27 protein-coding genes are annotated in these 19,585 nt (G+C 52.0%); 18 read left to right on the plus strand and 9 right to left on the minus strand.

Annotated features, from left to right (window positions below):
- Positions 1-68 precede the first annotated feature (68 nt).
- From H7R58_RS11650 to H7R58_RS11715, 14 genes are all read left to right on the plus strand, one after another.
- Positions 69-551 (plus strand): phage virion morphogenesis protein, encoded by a 483-nt coding sequence (locus tag H7R58_RS11650; protein ID WP_182934768.1) that lies wholly within the window; start codon positions 69-71, stop codon positions 549-551.
- Entirely contained in the window at positions 548-901 is a 354-nt protein-coding gene (locus H7R58_RS11655) for a hypothetical protein (protein ID WP_227674973.1), read from the plus strand. The genes H7R58_RS11650 and H7R58_RS11655 overlap by 4 nt, the downstream gene beginning before the upstream one ends.
- Positions 901-1,686: a phage neck terminator protein gene (locus tag H7R58_RS11660; RefSeq protein WP_182934769.1), complete on the plus strand. Its 786-nt coding sequence runs from the start codon at positions 901-903 to the stop codon at positions 1,684-1,686. Before H7R58_RS11655 ends, H7R58_RS11660 begins: the two co-directional genes overlap by 1 nt.
- Positions 1,687-3,054 (plus strand): DUF3383 family protein, encoded by a 1,368-nt coding sequence (locus H7R58_RS11665; protein WP_182934770.1) that lies wholly within the window; start codon positions 1,687-1,689, stop codon positions 3,052-3,054.
- Positions 3,055-3,056: 2 nt separating this feature from the next.
- The gene (locus H7R58_RS11670; protein WP_182934771.1) at positions 3,057-3,485 is read left to right on the plus strand and encodes a hypothetical protein; all 429 of its coding nucleotides are present in this window, start codon (positions 3,057-3,059) and stop codon (positions 3,483-3,485) included.
- Positions 3,478-3,963, plus strand: coding sequence for a phage tail assembly chaperone (locus tag H7R58_RS11675; RefSeq protein ID WP_182934772.1), 486 nt, complete (start codon positions 3,478-3,480; stop codon positions 3,961-3,963). The genes H7R58_RS11670 and H7R58_RS11675 overlap by 8 nt, the downstream gene beginning before the upstream one ends.
- A gap of 127 nt (positions 3,964-4,090) precedes the next feature.
- On the plus strand, positions 4,091-6,049 hold the full coding sequence (locus tag H7R58_RS11680; protein ID WP_182934773.1) for a tape measure protein: 1,959 nt from the start codon (positions 4,091-4,093) through the stop codon (positions 6,047-6,049).
- 17 nt (positions 6,050-6,066) lie between these two features.
- Complete coding sequence (locus H7R58_RS11685) at positions 6,067-6,336, plus strand: DUF4282 domain-containing protein (protein WP_182934774.1); 270 nt, start codon at positions 6,067-6,069, stop codon at positions 6,334-6,336.
- Positions 6,337-6,404: 68 nt separating this feature from the next.
- Positions 6,405-7,013 (plus strand): phage baseplate protein, encoded by a 609-nt coding sequence (locus H7R58_RS11690; RefSeq protein ID WP_182934775.1) that lies wholly within the window; start codon positions 6,405-6,407, stop codon positions 7,011-7,013.
- Positions 7,013-7,351, plus strand: a complete 339-nt coding sequence (locus tag H7R58_RS11695; RefSeq protein ID WP_182934776.1) for a phage baseplate plug family protein — start codon at positions 7,013-7,015, stop codon at positions 7,349-7,351. The genes H7R58_RS11690 and H7R58_RS11695 overlap by 1 nt, the downstream gene beginning before the upstream one ends.
- Complete coding sequence (locus H7R58_RS11700) at positions 7,352-7,636, plus strand: HP1 family phage holin (RefSeq protein WP_413774314.1); 285 nt, start codon at positions 7,352-7,354, stop codon at positions 7,634-7,636.
- Positions 7,629-8,156 (plus strand): lysozyme, encoded by a 528-nt coding sequence (locus tag H7R58_RS11705; protein ID WP_264988152.1) that lies wholly within the window; start codon positions 7,629-7,631, stop codon positions 8,154-8,156. Before H7R58_RS11700 ends, H7R58_RS11705 begins: the two co-directional genes overlap by 8 nt.
- Complete coding sequence (locus tag H7R58_RS11710) at positions 8,153-8,674, plus strand: DUF2514 family protein (RefSeq protein ID WP_182934778.1); 522 nt, start codon at positions 8,153-8,155, stop codon at positions 8,672-8,674. The genes H7R58_RS11705 and H7R58_RS11710 overlap by 4 nt, the downstream gene beginning before the upstream one ends.
- Before the next feature lie 401 nt (positions 8,675-9,075).
- On the plus strand, positions 9,076-9,519 hold the full coding sequence (locus H7R58_RS11715) for a VOC family protein (RefSeq protein ID WP_182928923.1): 444 nt from the start codon (positions 9,076-9,078) through the stop codon (positions 9,517-9,519).
- Between the two features lie 45 nt (positions 9,520-9,564).
- Here H7R58_RS11715 and H7R58_RS11720 read toward each other — a convergent pair whose 3' ends face one another.
- The 3 genes from H7R58_RS11720 to H7R58_RS11730 are packed head-to-tail and all read right to left on the minus strand — an operon-like array spanning position 9,565 to position 10,980.
- Positions 9,565-10,215, minus strand: a complete 651-nt coding sequence (locus tag H7R58_RS11720) for an ArsR/SmtB family transcription factor (RefSeq protein WP_182930636.1) — start codon at positions 10,213-10,215, stop codon at positions 9,565-9,567.
- 53 nt (positions 10,216-10,268) lie between these two features.
- Positions 10,269-10,661, minus strand: coding sequence for an amino acid-binding protein (locus H7R58_RS11725; RefSeq protein ID WP_106927037.1), 393 nt, complete (start codon positions 10,659-10,661; stop codon positions 10,269-10,271).
- Positions 10,654-10,980, minus strand: a complete 327-nt coding sequence (locus H7R58_RS11730) for an antibiotic biosynthesis monooxygenase family protein (protein ID WP_182934779.1) — start codon at positions 10,978-10,980, stop codon at positions 10,654-10,656. The genes H7R58_RS11725 and H7R58_RS11730 overlap by 8 nt, the downstream gene beginning before the upstream one ends.
- A 160-nt stretch (positions 10,981-11,140) precedes the next feature.
- On the opposite strand from H7R58_RS11730, the gene H7R58_RS11735 reads away from it, so the two are divergent.
- Positions 11,141-11,725 carry an NUDIX hydrolase gene (locus H7R58_RS11735; RefSeq protein WP_182928921.1) on the plus strand — a complete coding sequence of 195 codons (585 nt, stop codon included), beginning with the start codon at positions 11,141-11,143 and terminating at the stop codon, positions 11,723-11,725.
- Here the strand turns inward: H7R58_RS11735 and H7R58_RS11740 are convergent.
- The gene (locus H7R58_RS11740; RefSeq protein WP_182930635.1) at positions 11,722-12,624 is read right to left on the minus strand and encodes a LysR family transcriptional regulator; all 903 of its coding nucleotides are present in this window, start codon (positions 12,622-12,624) and stop codon (positions 11,722-11,724) included. The genes H7R58_RS11735 and H7R58_RS11740 overlap by 4 nt on opposite strands.
- 149 nt (positions 12,625-12,773) lie before the next feature.
- Here H7R58_RS11740 and H7R58_RS11745 point away from each other — a divergent pair, with 149 nt between their 5' ends.
- Positions 12,774-13,751, plus strand: a complete 978-nt coding sequence (locus tag H7R58_RS11745; RefSeq protein WP_182928920.1) for an NAD(P)H-dependent flavin oxidoreductase — start codon at positions 12,774-12,776, stop codon at positions 13,749-13,751.
- A gap of 50 nt (positions 13,752-13,801) precedes the next feature.
- Here the strand turns inward: H7R58_RS11745 and H7R58_RS11750 are convergent, their stop codons facing one another.
- Genes H7R58_RS11750 through H7R58_RS11765 form a run of 4 tightly spaced genes read right to left on the minus strand, consistent with a single transcriptional unit; the run spans position 13,802 to position 16,874 of the window.
- On the minus strand, positions 13,802-14,116 hold the full coding sequence (locus tag H7R58_RS11750; RefSeq protein ID WP_182928919.1) for a non-heme iron oxygenase ferredoxin subunit: 315 nt from the start codon (positions 14,114-14,116) through the stop codon (positions 13,802-13,804).
- Positions 14,117-14,125: 9 nt separating this feature from the next.
- Positions 14,126-14,602, minus strand: a complete 477-nt coding sequence (locus H7R58_RS11755) for an aromatic-ring-hydroxylating dioxygenase subunit beta (RefSeq protein WP_227674101.1) — start codon at positions 14,600-14,602, stop codon at positions 14,126-14,128.
- Position 14,603: 1 nt separating this feature from the next.
- The gene (locus H7R58_RS11760; RefSeq protein WP_182928918.1) at positions 14,604-15,860 is read right to left on the minus strand and encodes an aromatic ring-hydroxylating dioxygenase subunit alpha; all 1,257 of its coding nucleotides are present in this window, start codon (positions 15,858-15,860) and stop codon (positions 14,604-14,606) included.
- Positions 15,861-15,896: 36 nt separating this feature from the next.
- The gene (locus H7R58_RS11765) at positions 15,897-16,874 is read right to left on the minus strand and encodes a 2Fe-2S iron-sulfur cluster-binding protein (RefSeq protein ID WP_182934801.1); all 978 of its coding nucleotides are present in this window, start codon (positions 16,872-16,874) and stop codon (positions 15,897-15,899) included.
- Between the two features lie 115 nt (positions 16,875-16,989).
- On the opposite strand from H7R58_RS11765, the gene H7R58_RS11770 reads away from it, so the two are divergent.
- A complete protein-coding gene (locus H7R58_RS11770) occupies positions 16,990-17,895 on the plus strand; it encodes a LysR family transcriptional regulator (RefSeq protein WP_106927021.1) in 906 nt (301 codons plus the stop codon).
- A gap of 19 nt (positions 17,896-17,914) precedes the next feature.
- Here the strand turns inward: H7R58_RS11770 and H7R58_RS11775 are convergent, their stop codons facing one another.
- Complete coding sequence (locus H7R58_RS11775; RefSeq protein ID WP_106927019.1) at positions 17,915-18,706, minus strand: helix-turn-helix transcriptional regulator; 792 nt, start codon at positions 18,704-18,706, stop codon at positions 17,915-17,917.
- Positions 18,707-18,807: 101 nt separating this feature from the next.
- On the opposite strand from H7R58_RS11775, the gene H7R58_RS11780 reads away from it, so the two are divergent.
- The gene (locus H7R58_RS11780; protein WP_106927017.1) at positions 18,808-19,566 is read left to right on the plus strand and encodes a class I SAM-dependent methyltransferase; all 759 of its coding nucleotides are present in this window, start codon (positions 18,808-18,810) and stop codon (positions 19,564-19,566) included.
- Positions 19,567-19,585 lie beyond the last annotated feature (19 nt).

The following is a 19,585-nucleotide window of genomic DNA, read 5'->3' on the forward strand; positions in this document are numbered from 1 at the left end:
AAGAAGAAAAACAAAGATTTTACAGTGAAATATTCCAAAAGCTAGCAAATGCGATTGAGGGGCGATCTATGCGAGGTGGAGCCAGGTTTGAAACTCGCGGCGCTGACCGCGTTATTCGTCAGCGAATAAAGGCGCTGGCAGGGATTTCTATCACAGTTGGTATTCATCGAGGAAAAACCAATGACGGTATTGATGTTGCCACTTATGCGGCATGGAACAACTTTGGTACTAAAAATGCTATGGGGTGGGAGTTAATCCCAGCCAGACCATTTATGCAGTACTCAGCAAACAAAATAGCTGGATGGATGAAAGGGAATGAATATCAGCAAATTATCTATTCGGTAATGTCAGGCAAGCGCACGCCGCAGCAAACAGCCGCAATTATAGGGTTAACTGCATCCAGAATGACTAATCAGATCATGCACACATCCAGTCTCTATAAACCCAATTCCCCTGTAACAATCGCCAGAAAAGGCACCGGACGGCGTGTTCTTGAAAGTTCGGGCTCTCTGTTCAGGTATGGCGCAACATTTAAGGTTCATAACCAATGAGACGATTAGTTCAGTACTGGCAACCTCTACCAGCTGAGAATGTGGGAGGCATTACCCGCCAGGAATATTCAGAGCAACATAGCGCATTTCTCAGCATGCAGCCGGTTGATGGTAATGGGTCGTTTCGTCAATACCTCGCGGCCCGGAAACCGCATGAGTACATAGAGGCAATAGGTGAAACCGACCTCGCTGTGACTGAGGAGGGGGCACATAACGGGGCTCTGGTGCTTTGTGGGGGCAAATATTACGAAGTGGTGCAGCGCCAGGAATGGCAGAACGGCGTCATTAACCATTTTGAATATCTGCTGTTCATGATGAAAGAACGGGACGCGCTGGCGCTGGTGGGATAATGGTTGTTTATACGGTAAAATTAATGACCGTTGACGGGGAGGTTTTATACCCTGATTACCGGGCCGAAAAGGCGACATTCAATGCGAACGGCAACACTAAAGATATTCTATTCACTCCGTATAATGGCAGCGACACCGCTTTTATAACTGCGATCGAACTGTCTGACGACAGTGCTGCTGTGATTTCAATTCCAGCAGATTTAGCTCTATCGGTTGGCTGTGTTGTCAAATTTCCGGCTGGAACACTAAAGCCCACTGACAGCAAGGCTAGCCCGGTAATGCTAACGGGTGCGCCTTACGTCGCACTTGTGCGCCTGCGCCAGGCTCTGATGCAACTGGTAGGCGACAGCCCGCTTTACGCAACACAAAAACTCCCAGAACCAAAGGAGCCGTTTACCGCGCTGCATCTGCTTAGCTCAGGCCGGGAAACATTCCCCTTTGCTAAAACATGGGATGGCGATTATAGGGTTTATCACTATAACTGCACCGCCAGCGTACTCTTAATCCGCTCATCTGATGATGCTCATGGGTTCCTTGAAAACTTCATGTATGAAGTGGATAGCACTGATGGTGATATCTGGCGGTTTGAAAATAATTGCGAGATTGACCGCTCAGGCGATTTCGAGAATACCACCCCCCTAATTGATAACCTCGTATACCAGCAAATGGCGCAGGTGACATTAACCCTGCAATTTGTTTATCAGCACTACAAGCGCGAGCGCTGGATTGACAGCGCAACAGTGGAAAAGGGCAATAAGGTAACGATCGTTATCAAAGGTGCATAAATGGCTAGTTTAAGCAGACTCTTTAGCGTAAAAATTTCGCGGCAGACTACAGCCGCGCAATATGGCGTGTTTGGCGTTGGGATTGTTCTCGCGCCGGGCGCTGCATTCTTTGGTTTGAAATATTCGGATTACGAAAAAGCTGAATACGATAACTTTTATGACCTGTATCGGGTTTATTCGGGCGAGACGGCAGCAGATGACGCCGCTGCTGATGGCATTTCTGGCGATAATTTGCTGGCAGTTCAAGCATATTTCTCTCAGAAACCAGCCCCTAATACGCTGGTGGTCGGGGATATGTCAGCGGTCTACACCTCGACAGCTATCGCATTAAACGGCGTACCCGTGGTGGATGCGCCAGCGGCAACAAAAGCGGCAATCGGCTATCTGGTCGATAAAGAATACCGGTTCGCCAGCTTCGACGGCAATACGTGGACGGGGAGTGATAGCGCAGGCACGGATATTGCGGCTAATCCTGATGTAGAGGGGCTATTTACAGTACCTGGGCGCATTGTCTATCTGGAAGGGGCAAACGTCGTGCATGCTAAATCGACGGCGGTTGCGGCGGGAACTCAGGCCGCGATTGCAGCGATTAAAAATCAGTACAACAAGTTCTTTATGTGCATGACACCATTGCGCATTTTGTCTGTTCAGAAAGCAATCTCGGATTGGGTAGAAACGCAAATCGATAAAATGGCCGTGTTTATCGACGATTACACCGCGACGGATTGGGCAACTGATAACATTTCCAAATATCTGCAAGATAAAAACTATTCGGGCTCTTTCGCTATTACCACCAAACGCGCTCAAAACTTCCTTGATGCGGCGCTGGCAGGCCGTTGTCTGGTCATGCAACCCGGTTCAGAAACCTGGGCGATTAAGACGCTGAGCGCGGTTCAGGCTGATGATTTTGAAGAAACTGATTATCAGAAAATCAAGGCATTTAACGGCAACACCTTCGAGGATTACGGCTCCGGCATTACGGTAACCTATCCGGGAACGTGCGGCGACGGCGAATCTATTGAGGTTGTTCGCTTTGCCTATTGGCAGGCAGACAAGATGCAAAAAGACCTCGCAACTCTGTTTGTAAATCGCAACAAAATTGGTCATGACCTACCGGGTTATGAAGTGGTAGCCCTCAAGATGGAAAGCTCCCTGCAAGCGGGTAAAGACGCTGGCGGCATTATGAAGGACTTCACCGACGACAACGGCGACCTGGTACGAGGCTTCACGGTAACGCGTCCGACAATGTCACAGGTCAGCGCTCAACAGCGTATCAATGGCGATATCACTATTCCGTTTTCTTTCTATCTTCGCTATGCCATCAAGCATGTTGATGCTGTCGGCACAGCCATGACTTACGGGATTTAATTATGTATCTGGGCATCATGTCATCTAAAGATTGGCTAATTACTGTCGGCGTCATTCCGGTGGTCGGTCTGGCTAAAGACAGTAATATTGTCGTTGAAGTGCCTAACGACAAAATCAGTGTTACATCCGGCATCGGCGGGGATTGGTCATTTGTTGAGGATCCGAGCGAAGAGGGCGCTGTAACCTTCACGACTCAACGTAACTCACCATCTATAACGGCGCTGGCGCTGTTGCAGAGAACAGGGGGTGTGATTCCGGTATCGGTCACAAATACCCGTAATTTATCAGTACACCGCCTGGGCTACGCAATGTTTGCACGACAGCCAACTGACGGCGCAAATAACGGCGCTGGCGCTCAGTCGCTGGAATGGAAGTTAATAACTGGCGAGATGGATTCAACTATTCAGGGAGTTAATCTGACAAATGGATAGTCCAATTAAACATGTCGAAGTAAACGGCAAAAAATATTGCCTTATTCGCATGAGCGCATTTGATGCGATTCATTTTAATTTGCGTGTCGCCGAAATTCTGTCTAAACACGGTATCAGCCAGGTAGAAAGCATCCTGACGATGTCAGCTAAAATCTTTGGCGTGCTGAATCGCGAAGACCATGACGAACTGCTTTTCACGTTGCTTGAAAAATCGCGGGCGCAGGACGTCGAAAGCGGTAATTTCCTTACCTGCTGGGATGAAGTTAACCTGCACTTCACCCCGGAAAACATCGCTGATGTTTATCTGATTGCCCTGGAATGCCTGAAACTTTCAGTGCTTCCAGTGACAGCCGGTTTAAAAAAAAATATTGGTCTGGACACAGCGACAACAATGCAGGGAGCCATGCGGCAACTGTTCAGCGCCTTGCTGAAAACCTTGAGCCATCCATCCGCGCCGAACTCGTCATCTGGCGAGTGATTGAAAGCGGCCTGATTAGCTACACAGATGTAGTATCAGGCCGCGCCTCCTTTGATTCCATCATGAGAGCCTCCGCCGTTATCCAGTTTGATAACGCGGTTCAGCACGCCATTAGCAAGGTAAAAAAATGAGCGACCAATCACAAGACCTCGTAACCAAAATTGATGTTATCCCCGACCTCGCCGGGCTCGATAGCTTCGAAATGGCGATCGACAGAGCCACAGCGAAAGTTAATCAGCTTGATGCAGCCATCAAGCGAGTTAATAATCTCAAGCCTGCAAGCCCGTATGCTCCGCGCAGTACATCAGCCGCCCCAACAGCAGCAACCGCCGCCGCCGTCGCAGCTATAACGGCGTCAGGCGCGAATCTGGTTAGTCGTACTCCATTGGCAGACACTGTGAAGAAAGAGGCGCAGAAGGTCGCCCGCGCAGCCGTAGAGGGTACAACTAGTGGTATTTCGGGACTACTACCGCCGCCGTCGCGCCTGCTGGCTGGTGGCGGTGGTTGGTTAATGTTGCCTCCAGCGGCTGGCGGTGGCAGATGGTCTACCGGGCGTGCTGGTGGGCTGTGGGATCCGAGTGCAGGAAATCCACTCACAAAATACGATACATCCGCTGGTAGCTTTTCCCGTACCCCCCTGACACCTACAGCGGAAGCTGTTAAAACTGCAACAGGCGGCAGTGGGTTTAAATTTGGCATCGACAACATGTTAGCTGGAGCGGGAATGACTGCGGGTGTTGTTGCTGGCTACAATGCCATGGCGGACAGCCTGGACACCATCCAGCGACAACAGGCACAGATTGCGAGGCTGGCGCAGACTACCGGTTCAGCGACAGATGCGTTCTTTGCGCTCAATCAGGCCGCAAGCGATGTAAGAAGTGATAGCGGCGCGTTTATTTCCACCTATACCAACATGGCGACCGCGACGCAAAAATTAGGGCATTCGCAAGAGGAAACGATAAAGGCAACACAGGGGCTGGTAGGGGCGTTACAGCTCGGTGGTGGCAGCGCTGAGGCCGTTAATGCGGCGCTGTATCAGATGGGCCAGGCATTCTCATCAGACCGTTTCGGCGGCGATGAATTCAGGTCATTCATGGAAGCGATCGGGACAATGGCGCCAGAAGTCGCTAAAGCGTTTGGGACGGACGTTAAAGGGCTCAGGGCTATGTCAGAGTCCGGGAAGCTAACAGCCGAAACGATGTTTAAAGCCTTTGAAAAAATGGCGGCTGGCAACGCCGAGTTGCTCAAAAAACAGGGCTGGACTTGGGGCCAGGTTACCACCGTCATGAAAAATGATTGGCAGGCATTCCTCGCCCAGGCGACCATCGGCGGCGAGTGGCAAAAATTTACCGATTGGGCGGCTAATACGTTAATTCCCATTGCACGAAGCGCTGAGAAAGAAATAGCCGAATTCTGGGCGACACTGGCGGATGATAGTAAATCTGCGATCCTAATTGGTATATTGGGGGCAGTCGGCGCGGCCTTTACTGCACTGGCTATCCCGGTGCTGGCGGCTCTCTGGCCTTTCCTGGCTATTGGCGCTGCGGTATGGATTGTTTATGAAGCGTTTGTCGAATGGAAAGCCTGGATGAATGGCGAAGGGGGAACAATTTTTGATGGCCTTTTTGGCAGTTTTGACGAATTCGAAAAACGATATCCGGCGATAATGAAGATGCTCCGAGCTATTAGTGGCGGGGCTGACAATGCATCCAAAAACGTTAATAACGATGGAGGGGTCTGGACTCGCCAGAGTGATGACAATGACGCTGGCGGATTATGGAAGCCTCAAAATCTATTCTCTAATGCGTGGGGGTTCTTGAAAGGTCGTGGTAATGACTTCAATCCGCTAAATGGTATTGAGAACTTTCTCAATATGTTTAATGGTGATAGCAGTAGCGCCGCCAGTTTAACCGCACCATCAAAAGGAGGCGTTGTTGTTAACAATACAAACAGTGGCAATCGGGATGTGCAAATCCATGTCAACAGCGCAAAAGAAGCTGCTGATACCGTTAATAATTTGGATAAGCCAGGGGGGATTAGTGATGACTTATCTGGTAACATTGCCGAATCCACGGGAGCGTTATAACTTGATAGGTATAAAATATGACAGGCGGTGAGTTTAAAAAATTTGCAACATTTACGTCCCTTATTACACCACAATTAATTACTGCGTCGTATTGGCTGGCGACTGTACTTATTATTGTCGCGGGAACATGGGTTTGGACAGTTAGCAGTGTTGCAGTTATGGCAGTTTCTCTTATTTTGGTTCGCATTGGATTTGAGCTAGTGATGGTTAGCTTTAAAAACAATGAGTATCTACGTAGAATTTGCGAAGCGGCTGAGGCTAAGAACGAAAATCAGTCCCAGCGGTAACGATATGTAACCCCACTCGCGAAGATGAAAGAATCCCCTCACGTAGGGGATTTTTTTATGGGGTTTGTATGGCTGAATCGAATGACGCGGCAATCAGTGCGCCACGCGACGAAAGGGCTGTGATGGTGTTTGAATCCGGCGTGACAGTGTCACTAAGGCTCAAAACACGAGAAGAACTGAGCGCAAAAAGAACGGTTGCCCTTGGGAAGTTGGAAACCGGCTATAAAATCGCTGATGGCACTGTAGACGATCCAAAGAATATAGCTATCGAGGGCATCATTACAGGTGCGGAGGGGCCATATACATTTGGCTTACTCAGCACCAACCAAAACATGCTGTTTGCGATGAACATCGCGCAGCAGATAGAAGCCGCCTATAACCTGAAAGAGTTTGTGTCGGTTTATACATCCTTCAATGCGATGCCTCAATCTGTGATGACTTCATTAAGTATCATTGCAGAGCCAAAGCGTAAGGATTTGACCATCAAACTGACGGCGCAAAAAGTCGACCTGGTCACGTTCCAACGGTCAAGAACCATCAAATCAAAATCTTCTAGCACGGCAGGGCAGGGGAAAGTCTCGGCTGGTAAAAAGAGCGCTACGCCCGTGTCAGCTACGAAAGAGCCGCAAAAAGTTTATGCGTTAGAAAAACTCCGCCGCCTCGGAGGTGGCCTTTGATGACGCCTGCTTACTATGAAATCAACGTAATCTCTTCTATCCCTGACCAGGAATTTACCACCTCTCTAAACGGCCTGATTTTGAACATGAGGCTGTATTTTTCAGACACAACAAAACTCTGGTGGCTGGCAATATCCAGCGCTGACAGGTCTGTTACGTTGTCACATATTTGTATAAGGCCTGGTGTCTGGCATCCTCTAAACGGTCGATATCCTGGCTATGCAGGTGCTGGAGCTGTGGGGGTAGCGCGTCTACGTCCTAACGATCTATTTGGGAGCGTGGACGCCTTTAGCGGGTCATTTGGCCTGTTTCTTTATGATGAAGTGGAGAGTGATTAAGTGGGTAGATTGCGCAATAAATTTAATGAGCTACTTAGCCAAAAGCGGCTGATTATGGCGCTAGGGCTGGCTGTGTTAATTAGTTTTGTTTTGGGTTCAATGAGATTTTGGGAGTGGTTTAAATACCGCGTAGGGATAATTACGGCGGCTATGGCGATGTTGTCCCTTGATAAATGGGCTGTGATTATCGGTATTTTGTGTACCGTTATTACTTGCTTGGTTAACTGGTATTACGAGCGGAAAAAGTATCTTATTGCACTTGCTGGGGGTGATGCCGATGAATAAAAGCAAATTAAGTGCTGTAATGTTAGCCTTAATTGCTGCCGGGGCGAGCGCCCCGGTGATGATGGCTCAATTTCAGCATGAAAAGGAAGGTGTAAGCCTGGTCGCGTATCAGGATAAAAGCCGTGGTATTTGGACAATTTGCGGCGGAGTGACTTACGTTGATGGAAAACCGGTTATCAAAGGGATGAAATTAACGCAGGCACAATGCGACCGGATTGATAAAGCTGAACAGGCTAAAGCGTTAGCGTGGGTTGATAGAAATGTTCATGTACCTTTAACCGCACCTCAAAAAGTGGGTATTGCTTCATTTTGCCCGTGGAATATTGGCCCTGGTAAATGCTTCCCGTCCGGGTTTTATCGTGACCTGAACGCAGGAAACTTTAAAGGCGCATGCGCACAAATTAAGCGCTGGGTTTGGGATGCGGGCAAAGATTGCCGGGTAAGGGAAAATAACTGTTTTGGTCAGGTTATTCGCAGAGACCAGGAATCTGAATTGACTTGCTGGGGTATGGATAAATGACCGCAAAATTAGCCGTTCTGATTTGTCTTGCGTTGGCTGGCGTTGGTTATGGCATTCACCATACCAGTTATAAGGCAGGAGAACTGAGTAAAGAAAAGGCGTGGCAAATAAAATGGAAACAGCGCGATAAAGATGACGAAACGGCAAATCTTGCTGCTGAACAACAGCAAAGAAATGAAGAACGCCGCCGACAATCAAAAACTGAGGAAATCGTGAATGATGCAGAGCTGGAAAAACAGAAAGCAGCGGCTGATGCCGTTACTGCTAATCGTACTGCTGACAGGCTGCGGGCTGAACTCACAAACATCCGGCGTCAACTCGCAGACAGTAAAACCAGCGAGCTTTCCGCAAATGCCGCCCGCAGGCAGACAGCCGCAGAAGCCGCAAATATGCTTGCCGACATGTACGAAGAATCTGACCGCCGCGCGGGCGAACTCGCTGAATACGCTGACGCAGCAGCAAGCGCCGGGACAGTCTGCGAAAGGACATACAACGCAGTGACGCGATCTGTTGAGTGATCGAAACGGATCAATTAATGACCATTTGCATATGATGCAGGGAATAGGGAGATGAAAAGGGCAGTGTTGTGATGTATGCCGCTTGTTTGTAGTTGCTTTTTGTTCAAACTACGGATAGGCTTAAACGCATGGTCAATCAGTCTTTCCTGATTGAAAAGCAGGCAACAAGCGGTTTACTCGTTATCAGGCTCTATTTAACATAATATACATTATGCGCACTAATGTAGAGTCAGATGGAATCCGACGTTTTGTGGTCATGATTGTCCTGGTCGCTGAGAGCGCTCTAAAAGCGCTTACTCCTGTGCAGGCTCCACCTACGCTGATCATTTCATAGCTCGCCTTTGCGTCGGCCGTCGCAACCCTATACATTCAAATACTTCACTGTATCTTCAGGAGGAAGTATGGTTCCAGAACTCACCAATCTTAACGTTATGTTCGTTGCCGGCTTTGGGCCTGTTACCCGTGATACTCAGGACAGCAAAGCATTTTATATCAACGCGTTGGGCCTGCCGCTAAAGTCCATGGATGGCAATGATGATTATCTGCTGACGGATGTAGATGCACTGCATGGTGTTAAGCATTTTGCGCTTTGGCCACTGTCCCAGGCGGCGAAATCTTGTTTTGGCACGGCGTTCTGGCCTGATGATATTCCCGTTCCTCAGGCATGGATTGAATTTGAAGTGGCGGATATTGATATTGCTACCAATGCACTTTGCGCTCAGGGATATCATCTGCTCGTCGCAAAACGTACCGAGCCCTGGGGTCAAACCGTGACGCGTCTGCTCAGTCCCGAAGGCTTATTAGCCGGTGTGACCATTACGCCGTGGCTGCGCGAAAATCGCTGATGTCGTGAACTGAACCTGAAGACATCAGGTTCGTTTTCTGTCTGCTTAGGCGTCAACCCGGAAATGCTTTCTCAGCGCCCTTTTCCCGGCGTCGGTAAAACGAACTTCCCGGTAACCCGGTACTCGTTCAATCCACCCATGTTGGGTAAACGCCTTTAGCAATGCCGCGCCGGCTTCACCACCAAGATGCGGCCGTCGTTCGCTCCAGTCCAGACAGGCACAGACCGGTTTACGCGATGAGCGCGCGCTGATGACGGCGCCTAACCCGGCGAGTCTGGCAGAGCCGATGACAGACAATGATGCGTTATCCGACGTAAACCAGCCCTCTTCAACCATAAAATCATACAGACTAACGGCAACTTCACCGGCCAGATGATCGTAACAGGTCCGTGCTTTACGCAAATGCACCGGCGTTGTGGGCTTCGTGCGTGGGACAGTCTTCATCGATACTCCCATCAGGGTTTCCAGCAGAGACGCGATTTCGCGTCCGGCCAGCCGATAATAGCGATGTCGCCCCTGAGCCAGGCAGAGAATAAGCTGACCGTTCAGCAGCTTATTCAGATGCGCGCTGGCCGTGGATGGCGCAACCCCGGCAACGGTACTCAGCTCGGTCGCCGTCCACGCTCGCCCATCCATTAACGCACAGAGCATGCTCACGCGTGAAGGATCCGCCATGGCTGCCGCAATGTTGGCCATGGTTTTTTCCAGCTGCGCGCCGTCGTCAAATTCAGGGCAAGAGTTAAGCGATTTCACGGTAATCTAACGCTCCATTTATCGGTCAGCCTGGCGGCCAGAGGATCATCATCGGTCAGCAAAATCAGCCTGTTATCATGATCGCTGTACTGCACCAGGATCGTGATGCCCGCGTCGGCCAGCACGCGCGCTATCTCACCTAGCTCACCGGGCCGCTCCTGCTTCAGGCGACGAATTAATGGCCGGGTTACGCAGATAACCGTCATGCCAGCATCAACGAGCACTTGTCTGGCCCGTTCACCTTCGGCGACCAGAAAATGGGCATGTGCAATTTCTCCTGCGGTAAACACGCCACCGCCTTCCAGCCCTACGCCGTGCAGGCCGAGCGTCGTACCTAACCGCGCCAGCTCTCCCGGACGAGATTGAAGAATGACATGGATATCATACATGATGCGAGCCCCCGTGTTCATCAGACGAATATTCACGAATCACCTGTGCGACCCGGATACGGTAGTGGGAAAAGATCGTCCGTTTCCCCTCCTCCTGGGCCATCTGATGCAGAGCATTTCGCTTCCATTCGAGCACCGAAGCCTCACTTTCCCACCAGGAAAGTGACAAGATAGTCCCTTCACTACTGAGACTTTTAAATCGTTCAATGGCGATAAATCCCGGAATATGCGCCAGTGCGGCATTCAATTCCGCGGCGAGCACCAGGTAGCGGGCCTGATGGTCAGCAGCGGCCTGCGCTTCAAACAGTACGGCAATCATAGCAACCCCCTTGCGTTGTGAGGTGCTCACTGTAGCGTCGGGTTCGGCCCTTATGCTTCGATAGATAACGAAATATGCCTAAAGCCAGGAATGCACGAATTGTCTTGAATATGCACGAAAGTGCCGTATATGATGCATTTTCTAACCTGGAGAAATCATCGTGCAGCAAAAAACCGCAAAAATACGCATTATCAAGACCGATACGCTCTCTGACAATTGGTATGTACTCAAGAAATATACGTTTGCCCTACAGCGACAAAACGGTGAATGGCAACAGCAAAACCGTGAAGTTTACGATCGCGGTAACGGTGCGACGATCCTGCTCTATAACCGTGAGCGCCGCACCGTTATTCTTACTCGGCAGTTCCGTTTTCCGACCTTCGTCAATGGCTATCCGGGCTATCTGATCGAGAGCGCCGCTGGGCTACTGGATAATATGGATGCCGAAAGCCGTATCAAAGCCGAAGCCGAAGAAGAAACCGGGTTCCGTCTTACCAACGTGCAAAAGGTCTTTGAGGCCTTTATGAGCCCCGGCTCCGTCACGGAAAAACTGCATTTCTTTGTTGCTGAATATGCCGACCAGAATAAGGTCAGCGCCGGAGGCGGCATTGAAGCAGAAGGCGAAGATATTGAAGTGCTAGAGATGCGTTTTGACGATGCGCTGGCCGCTATCGATAACGGTGATATTATCGATGGCAAAACGATTATGCTGCTGTACCACCTTGCGGTAAAAGGTCTGCTTTAAGCGCGCGGCTGCTGGATTTGCGCCAGCAGCCCTTCCAGCCACTGCGCAAACACCCTGACTTTGTGTGATAAATGCCGATGCGGATAAAGTAGCGAAAGCCTGCGCGCCGGGCATGGATTATCGGACAGCACTTCCACTAACTGACCGCTGTCTATGTACGGCTGTAAGAAGAAGTTCATTCCCTGAAGCAGGCCAAGCCCGGCAAGCCCTGCCGAAATATAGACCTCGGAATTATCGAGGATCAGCTTGCCCGGTAGATATATTTCCTCCACGCCCTTCTCCGTCTGGAAGCGCCACGGCACCACTTCTCGGCTGTTGTTGACAAACCAGTTAACGCCCTGATGGTGGCGCAACGACTCAAGCGACGTCGGCGTGCCGTACCGCGCAAGATAACCCGGGCTGGCGCAGGTGGTCATGTTGATGTTGCCAAGCGGCCGGGCCACGTAGTCGCCGTCGTCAAGCTCGCCCATGCGCAATACGCAGTCGAGGCCGTCGCGCAGCATATCGCGACGCATGTCGCTACTGCTGAGTACGATCTCCAGATCCGGATGCGCGTCATAGAACGCCCGCAGATGCGGCACCACCACCAGGCGGGCAAATGCGATTGGCATATCTACGCGCAGCTGGCCGTGCAGCGGGCGATCCGGGGAAAAGGACTCCAGCAGATCGTCTGCCTGAGACAGCAGCGGTTTACTGCGACGATAAAATTCTTCACCTTCCGGCGTCAGATAAATACGTCGCGTGGTGCGCTGTAGCAGCCGTACGCCGCTGCCCTGCTCGAGCTGCTGCACCGCTTTGGTCACCGCCGGGCGGTGTATTTGCAGGTTTTCCGCCGCCTGGGTGAAGCTGCCTGAATCGACAATTTCGATAAAAATCTTAATATTTTCAAAAAGATTCATCTGCATGATGCACGTTTCCCGGCAATCGAAGAATTATTGTTATTTATTTAATAACAGTGAAGAACTTTTTTCACTATTTTTCTAAACAATGAACCTCTCTACACTGCCCGCATCCCAGCAAATTCGCGCTGTAATGAGGAAATAGCACCATGAAAACGAATCGTATCACTCAGATCCTCGGCATCGAAAAACCCGTTGTCCAGGGCCCGCTTTCCTGGCTGACCGATGCCCGTTTCGTTGCCGCCGTTAGCAACGCCGGCGGCCTGGGCGTGTTAGGCCCAAACGCTGGCCTGACGGCAGAAACGGCGGTGTCGACGCCTGAAGAAACGGCAGAAAAAATGCGCGAAGAAATTCGTAAAACCAAGGCGTTAACGGAAAAACCGTTTGCCGTTAACCTGATTCCATCAGCAGAAAACGACATCTGGACCCCCGGTATTCTGCGAGTGATGAAGGAAGAGGCGGTAAAAGCCGTGGTTTATACCGGCTACGGTGAAGGCGCCATTATTCCTGCGTTGTTTGAGGAATTAAAAGCCGCAGGTATTGCCATTATCTACCGTGATATCAACCCAACGCCGGCGAATAGCCGTGAGGCAGAACGTGCGGGAGCGGATATCATTGTGGCCACAGGCTTTGATGAAGGCGGTACTCTGCCGGGCACTGCGCTGGGCACATTCTCCGTCGTTCCGATGATTGTCGACGCCGTGAAGCACGTGCCGGTCCTCGCCGCGGGAGGGATTGTGGATAAACGCACGGCCAAAGCTGCCCATGCGCTCGGCGCGGAAGGCGTGTTCGCCGGGTCGGTGTTTATCAGCACGCTAGAAAACCGCGTACCGCTGTCGGTGAAAGAAAAAATCGTCGCCGCCAACGGTCTGGACCTTAGCCTGTTCCGCACCCTGCCCGACTACTACCGTTCGCTGCCGGGGAAACTGACCGAGAAACTGGTGGCCATGGATAAAGCCGGTGCCACGAAGGAAGACATCGGCAGCGCAATGGGCGGTTTGCGCGGACTGCGTCTCGGGATGCTGGAAGGCAACACTGACGAAGGCTATATCTCATTAGGTACGGGGATTGGCGGCATTAAGCGGATTGTCAGCGTTGCCGACGTTGTTGAACAACTCTCGGTTTAGCCCTTCCAGAGAGGGGTGACTAAAAGGGCAGCCTTCGGCTGCCCTTTTCATCAGGCAAAGCGGAGATAAACCTGCTCGCCGTCGATCTGTACCGGGTAAATGGCCACACCTTTAGTTAACGGGCTGCACATTGCCTTACCGGTTTTAATGCAGAATCGGCCCTGATGCAGCGGGCACTCAATTTCACCGTCTTCAAGAAAACCGTCGCTCAAGCGCGCATTGCCGTGAGAACACTGATTATCGCTGGCAAAAACGCCCTCATCGGTACGGTAAAGCGCGATATCACGACCGTTAATCGCGATGCCAATTACATCGTCTTCCGGCAGATCGGCCAGCTCGGCGGCAAAAATCCAGTTATCAGACATATCATCACCTCAAATAGGATAGATCAGCGAGTTAGGTACCAGTTCGCTATCGAAAATGCACAGGCGGCTGGCAAAGCGCAGCCCTTCCGCCGTTTGAACCACCGTATCGAGGTAGTAGCCCACGTTGAAGACCTCGCTGTGGCCATCCGGCTTGGTACGGAAGACGGCATAGTGGGTCCGCGCTACGATCCCTTGTTCATCGACCGAGATCACATGCGGTAACCCCACCACGTGGCGCTGGTAGTAAGGGTCGTGAAAAAGCGTTTCGGCAACGCCGTAAATACGGTCTTTCAGCATACCTTTGCTTTCAAGATTGATGGTGCAAAGCGGCAGCTGGCGGTCGTAGTTCTCCCGCGGGATCACCTTATAGCAGCAGTCTTCGGTAAATAGCGTCGTCCACTTTGCCCACTCAGCGCGATCAACGGCGTCGCTGTACTCGGTTTGCAGCGCCACAAGCTGTTGCCAGATTTCATTGTTAATCATCATGTTAAATCTCCAGTATGCCGCGCCAGTAATGGTACATCCCGCGAATCAGGCTCTCCGAGACCATATGATCGCTATTTTCATAGCCGGTGCCGTTCATCTCGGCAAGGGTGCGTCGATGGTCATTGTGATGGAACCCCTGCTGGGAAAACTCCACGACTTCGCCGTCGTCAGCCGACACGAAACCGGCCGGGCCGAACAGATTGGCCTGTTTCAGACGACGTTGGGTCATCTCCTCGTCATCGTCGGCAAAACCAAAGTGAGTCCAGACAAAATCAAAGGCGTTTGGCCCGCGCGGCTGAATATGGCGTACCGACATCGAATTGACGTTTTGCTGAATAACCAGGCTCGGAAATAGCGTCATCATGACCACCGTCGGGCCGTTCCACCAGGGTTCCTCCACCACATCAAGGAAGCTGGCATCGTTCAGCTGCATTTGCTCTTTAAAGCTGCTAACCCCTTGTGTCACCGCGCTTTTACCGCCATTTCCTTTCCGGCTAATCATCGCCGCATGGCGGTATTTATCGTCCATAATCAGCTGTGAACGATTATCGGCACGCCACAGGCCAAACGTCACAAACCAGGTGTGCAGCAGGCCCGCGTGGTACGGATCTTTAATGTTTTCCTGCATCAGCTTCCAGTTACCTGGAATGCGTTGGCGGTTATAGCCCAACAGCTTGAGCTGACGACCGCTAAATACGCGCTCAAAATATGCCAGGATATCCGGGCCCAGATACTGCTCAAGCGGCTCGACGTCGGGCGAGAAAGAGGCAAACACGACGCCATTGTGGCAAGCGACGTTCAGCTTTTTCAGCCCGTGTTCCGCAGGGTTAAAGTCCTTGGGCATTCCACCGTTGACTTTGCCGTCCTGCTTCACGCCGCGACGGAAAGGCACGCCCTGAAGGTTACCGTCGAGGTCGTAATTCCACTGATGATACGGGCAGACAAAATCGCTGCGGTTGCCCGATTTTTCACGGCAGAAGCGCATTCCACGGTGCGCGCAGACGTTTTCAACCACATTAATTTCCCCCTGTTGATTACGTACCGCGATCACCGAACGTTCGCCGATGACGCTGCGCACAAAATCACCAGGCTCTGGGATCTCGGCTTCCAGCGCCACATAGCACCAGTGTTTTCCGTAGAAAATCTTGTCGAGCTCGCGCTGGTAAATATCGTCGCGGGTATAGGCCCAGTAAGGAATACGGCTGGTCCCATCGTCTGGCCAGAGTAAATTGCTATTGGGTTCAGAGGTGAAGTTCATAGTGACTCCTTTTAGTTATCTATCCGGGTAACGACATTACGGTTGGTAATAAAACGCATCGGCGTGAATATCTTCAGCGCGGGCACCTAGCGCACGAGCCTGCAGAGTCATGGCTTCAACCATCGCCGGTGGCCCTGCCGGGTAAACCTTCCAGCCCTTCAGCGTCGGCAGATCCTGCGCAACCGCGGCGGGCAGACGCCCGGTGCGTATGGTTTCGGTTGGTGTCTCCTGGCTTAGCACTATCTGATAGCGGAAATGAGGGTATGCATTGGCCAGCGCCTCCAGCTGTTCGGTACCGTACAAATCGGCAGCCCAGCGGCAACCGTAATAGAGGTGAATGGGATTCTTCATCCCGGCGGCCAACGCCGAGCGAATAATCGACAACTGTGGTGCCAGACCGGTACCACCGGCAACGCAAAGGATTGGCCCGGGATGTTTTTGTCGCAGCCAGCTGGCGCCCAAAGGGCCGTTCAGCTTAATCATGGTGCCCGGCATTAGCGTTTGACTCAGCCCTGGCGTCACCCGGCCATCTGCAACAATGCGAATATGAAACTCCAGCTCATCGTCCTGCGGGCAGCCGGCCATGGAGTAGCTGCGCTGGCCGCCCCCGGGAAAGGTCAGCCTGACGAACTGCCCGGCAGACCAGCTAAAGGCTTTGGCCGGTTTCAGACGCAGCCGCCATACGTCATGGCACAGGGGCGAAAATTCGCTCACCGTTGTTTTTAACGTCCGTGCCGGGTGCACCACAATTTCATCGGCCGGCGGCAGCGCAATAGCACAATCTGAATGTAACGTCGTACAGCAGGCCAATACTTCGCCAGCAGCCATTTCCGGAGCGTCCTCCGGCAGCGTTTGCTCAACGTTGCCGCGCAGTACGGTACAACGGCAGGTCTGGCAGCGCCCGGCCATACAGCTGTAGGAAATAGCAATTTGATGTTCACGTAACACATCCAGCAGGTTACTGCCCGGCGCCACGGTGACCTGCCGGTTGACCGTAGTGAAGTCCACATGCATCACAGTTCCTTCCCTTAAATGTTGTTATTTTGTTAATGAAGCGTATAAAAAAACATCTCAGTGAGATATGCCGTGTGGTTTATCGCGGTTATTAATCGGATTGATAACGATATCTATGTCACGTTTACACGAAGTGGATCTCAACCTGCTGGTGCTCTTTCGCCATATGTACACTGAACGTCATACCGGGCGCGTGGCGGAGATTATGGGGCTGACTCAGCCATCCGTTAGCCATGCGCTAAAACGTTTACGCGTCATGCTGGACGATGAATTATTTGAAAAAGCGTCGCGCGGTATGCGCCCTACGCCCTATGCCGAGGCCATTGCCGGTGATGTGGATGATGTTCTGAGCGCGCTGGAAAAGACGCTGAGCTATCGCAATACCTTCACGCCGTGGGAGAGCCAGCGCGAGTTTCGCGTGGCGATGACCGACCTGGGTGAAATTTACCTGCTGCCCAGGTTAATGAATCTGCTGAGTAAAGAGGCGCCGGGAGTCCGTATTACCACCGTGCGCGACACCGCGGTGCCGCTGAAAATAGAGATGGAAAACGGCGGCGTTGATCTGGCGATCGGCCTATTGCCGCAGCTGGAAGCGGGGTTTTATCAGCGCCGGTTGTTCGACCAACGCTATGTCTGCCTGATGCGTAAAGATCATCCGCTAAGCGCCGTCCCGTTCGATGAGGCGGCGTTTCGAGCAGCCCAGCACATTAAAGTGATGGCCCAGGATTCAGGGCATAAGCGGATCTTCGAACTGTTTGCCAAAGCGGGAATCAGCGATCAAAGCCTGCTGTGCGTACCGCATTTTATGGCGATCCCCTACATCCTGAGCGAAACCGACTTTATTGTTACGGTGACCGAGAAGCTGGCGCTGCAAACGGCGCAGCGCTTCGGGCTGGCCATTCGCCCGCTGCCTTACGCGCTCCCCGGCATCCAGATTAACCTGTTCTGGCACAGCCACGTACACCAGGATGCCGCTAACATTTGGCTGCGCCGCTGCTTTATGCGCCTGTTTACAGAATAGTCGCGACTAGGTGACAATGTCACTTATTGAGGCATTCAGGAACCAACATGATCATTTTTAGCGCCCGATTACTGGACAACTGCCAGCTCAGTTGGCGATAAGTCACATCGCCCTGTCCGGCGTGGTGAAATATCCGTTCTCCCCCTTCTCGCACAATAACCTGCTGTTGCGCCCAGAATTCGCGAAAATCGCGGCTGTTGTCGGTCATCTGTTGTACAAACGCGTTCAGGGCGCTGTCGTTAGGATAATGAATAGCGTCGGCGCGCAGTTCGGCGACGATTCGCCGTGCGCGTGCCTCCCAGTTATCCACCAGGGTACGCGCCAGCAGGTTATGAAACATAAACATCATCATATTAGGCGCGGGATCGGTATCCAGCCAGCCGCTAAACAGCGCCTGCGCCCCGCTATTCCAGGACAATACCTGCCAGGTGAGATCTAATAAGTAACACGGCGCAGCAACCTGATGAACGGTTGATAAGATGGTTTGCTCTACCGCCGGTACCTGTTCACTTAGCGGATCGCTTTTGTGCGCGAGCAGGAAAAGATATTCACGCTCTGCGGAATTGAGCTGAAGGGCGTTCGCAATGCCTGAAAGCGTCTGTGCCGAAACGGTCACGTCGCGCCCTTGCTCTAGCCAGGTATACCAGGTGGTGCTGATGCCGCTCATTTGCGCCACCTCTTCACGACGTAACCCTTGGGTCCTTCGACGAGAAAGGATGGGAATACCTAATCGTTCCGGGGACGTATTCTCGCGCTTAACGCGCAAGAAAGCGCCCAATGCTTGTGGCCCTGTCAGCCCGCTTTTGTCCATGGTAGTGATTCGATATACCAGTATAAGTAGCAATATTGTACCCGTATTAATCCGGGCGTATAGTCCATTTTAACAACAACATAACAATGAGGAAGTCGGGTATGAGCAATCATCATGAAGCATTAGTTAAAGCACAGTTTGGCGGTCAGGCTGCTGCCTATTTGCAAAGCAACGTCCATGCGCAGGGCGCGGATTTACGCCGCCTGGCAGAATGGTTAGCCAATGCCGGCGACGCCAATCTGCTGGATGTAGGCTGTGGCGCCGGGCACGCGAGCTTCACCGCCGCCCCTTTGGTTGCGCAGGTGACCGCCTACGATCTGTCTGACGGCATGCTGGCAGTCGTCGCCGAGGAAGCGGAAACGCGCGGCTTGCACAATATCGTCTGTGCCCAAGGGCCTGCTGAAGCCCTGCCGTTTGCCGATCGGCATTTTGATATCGTCATCAGCCGCTATTCCGCCCACCACTGGCACGATATGCAGGCGGCATTGATGGAAATTCGCCGCGTTCTGAAGCCTGGCGGCCGTTTTATCATGATGGATATCGCATCACCGGGAAAAGCGATTCTTGACATCTGGCTGCAGACGATTGAAATGCTGCGCGATCCTTCGCACATTCGTAACTATTCGCAGGGAGAATGGCTGGCCATGGTCAATAGTCGGGGCCTGATGGTCGAAAAACTGGTGGGCGATACGCTGCGCCTGGAGTTTTCGTCCTGGGTGGCGCGAATGAAAACGCCCGACAATATTGTGGAAGCAATACGCTATCTGCAAAGCCGGGTTTCTCAGGAGGTGCACGCGCATTTTGCCATTGAGGATGACGGCAGCTTCACTACCGATACCATTATGTTTGAGGCGCGATAAGAGAGTTTGCTAGCGTTCT

The sequence above is a fragment of the Klebsiella sp. WP4-W18-ESBL-05 genome, from assembly GCF_014169075.1.
In the GTDB taxonomy this organism is placed as follows: Bacteria; Pseudomonadota; Gammaproteobacteria; order Enterobacterales; family Enterobacteriaceae; genus Kluyvera; species Kluyvera ascorbata_B.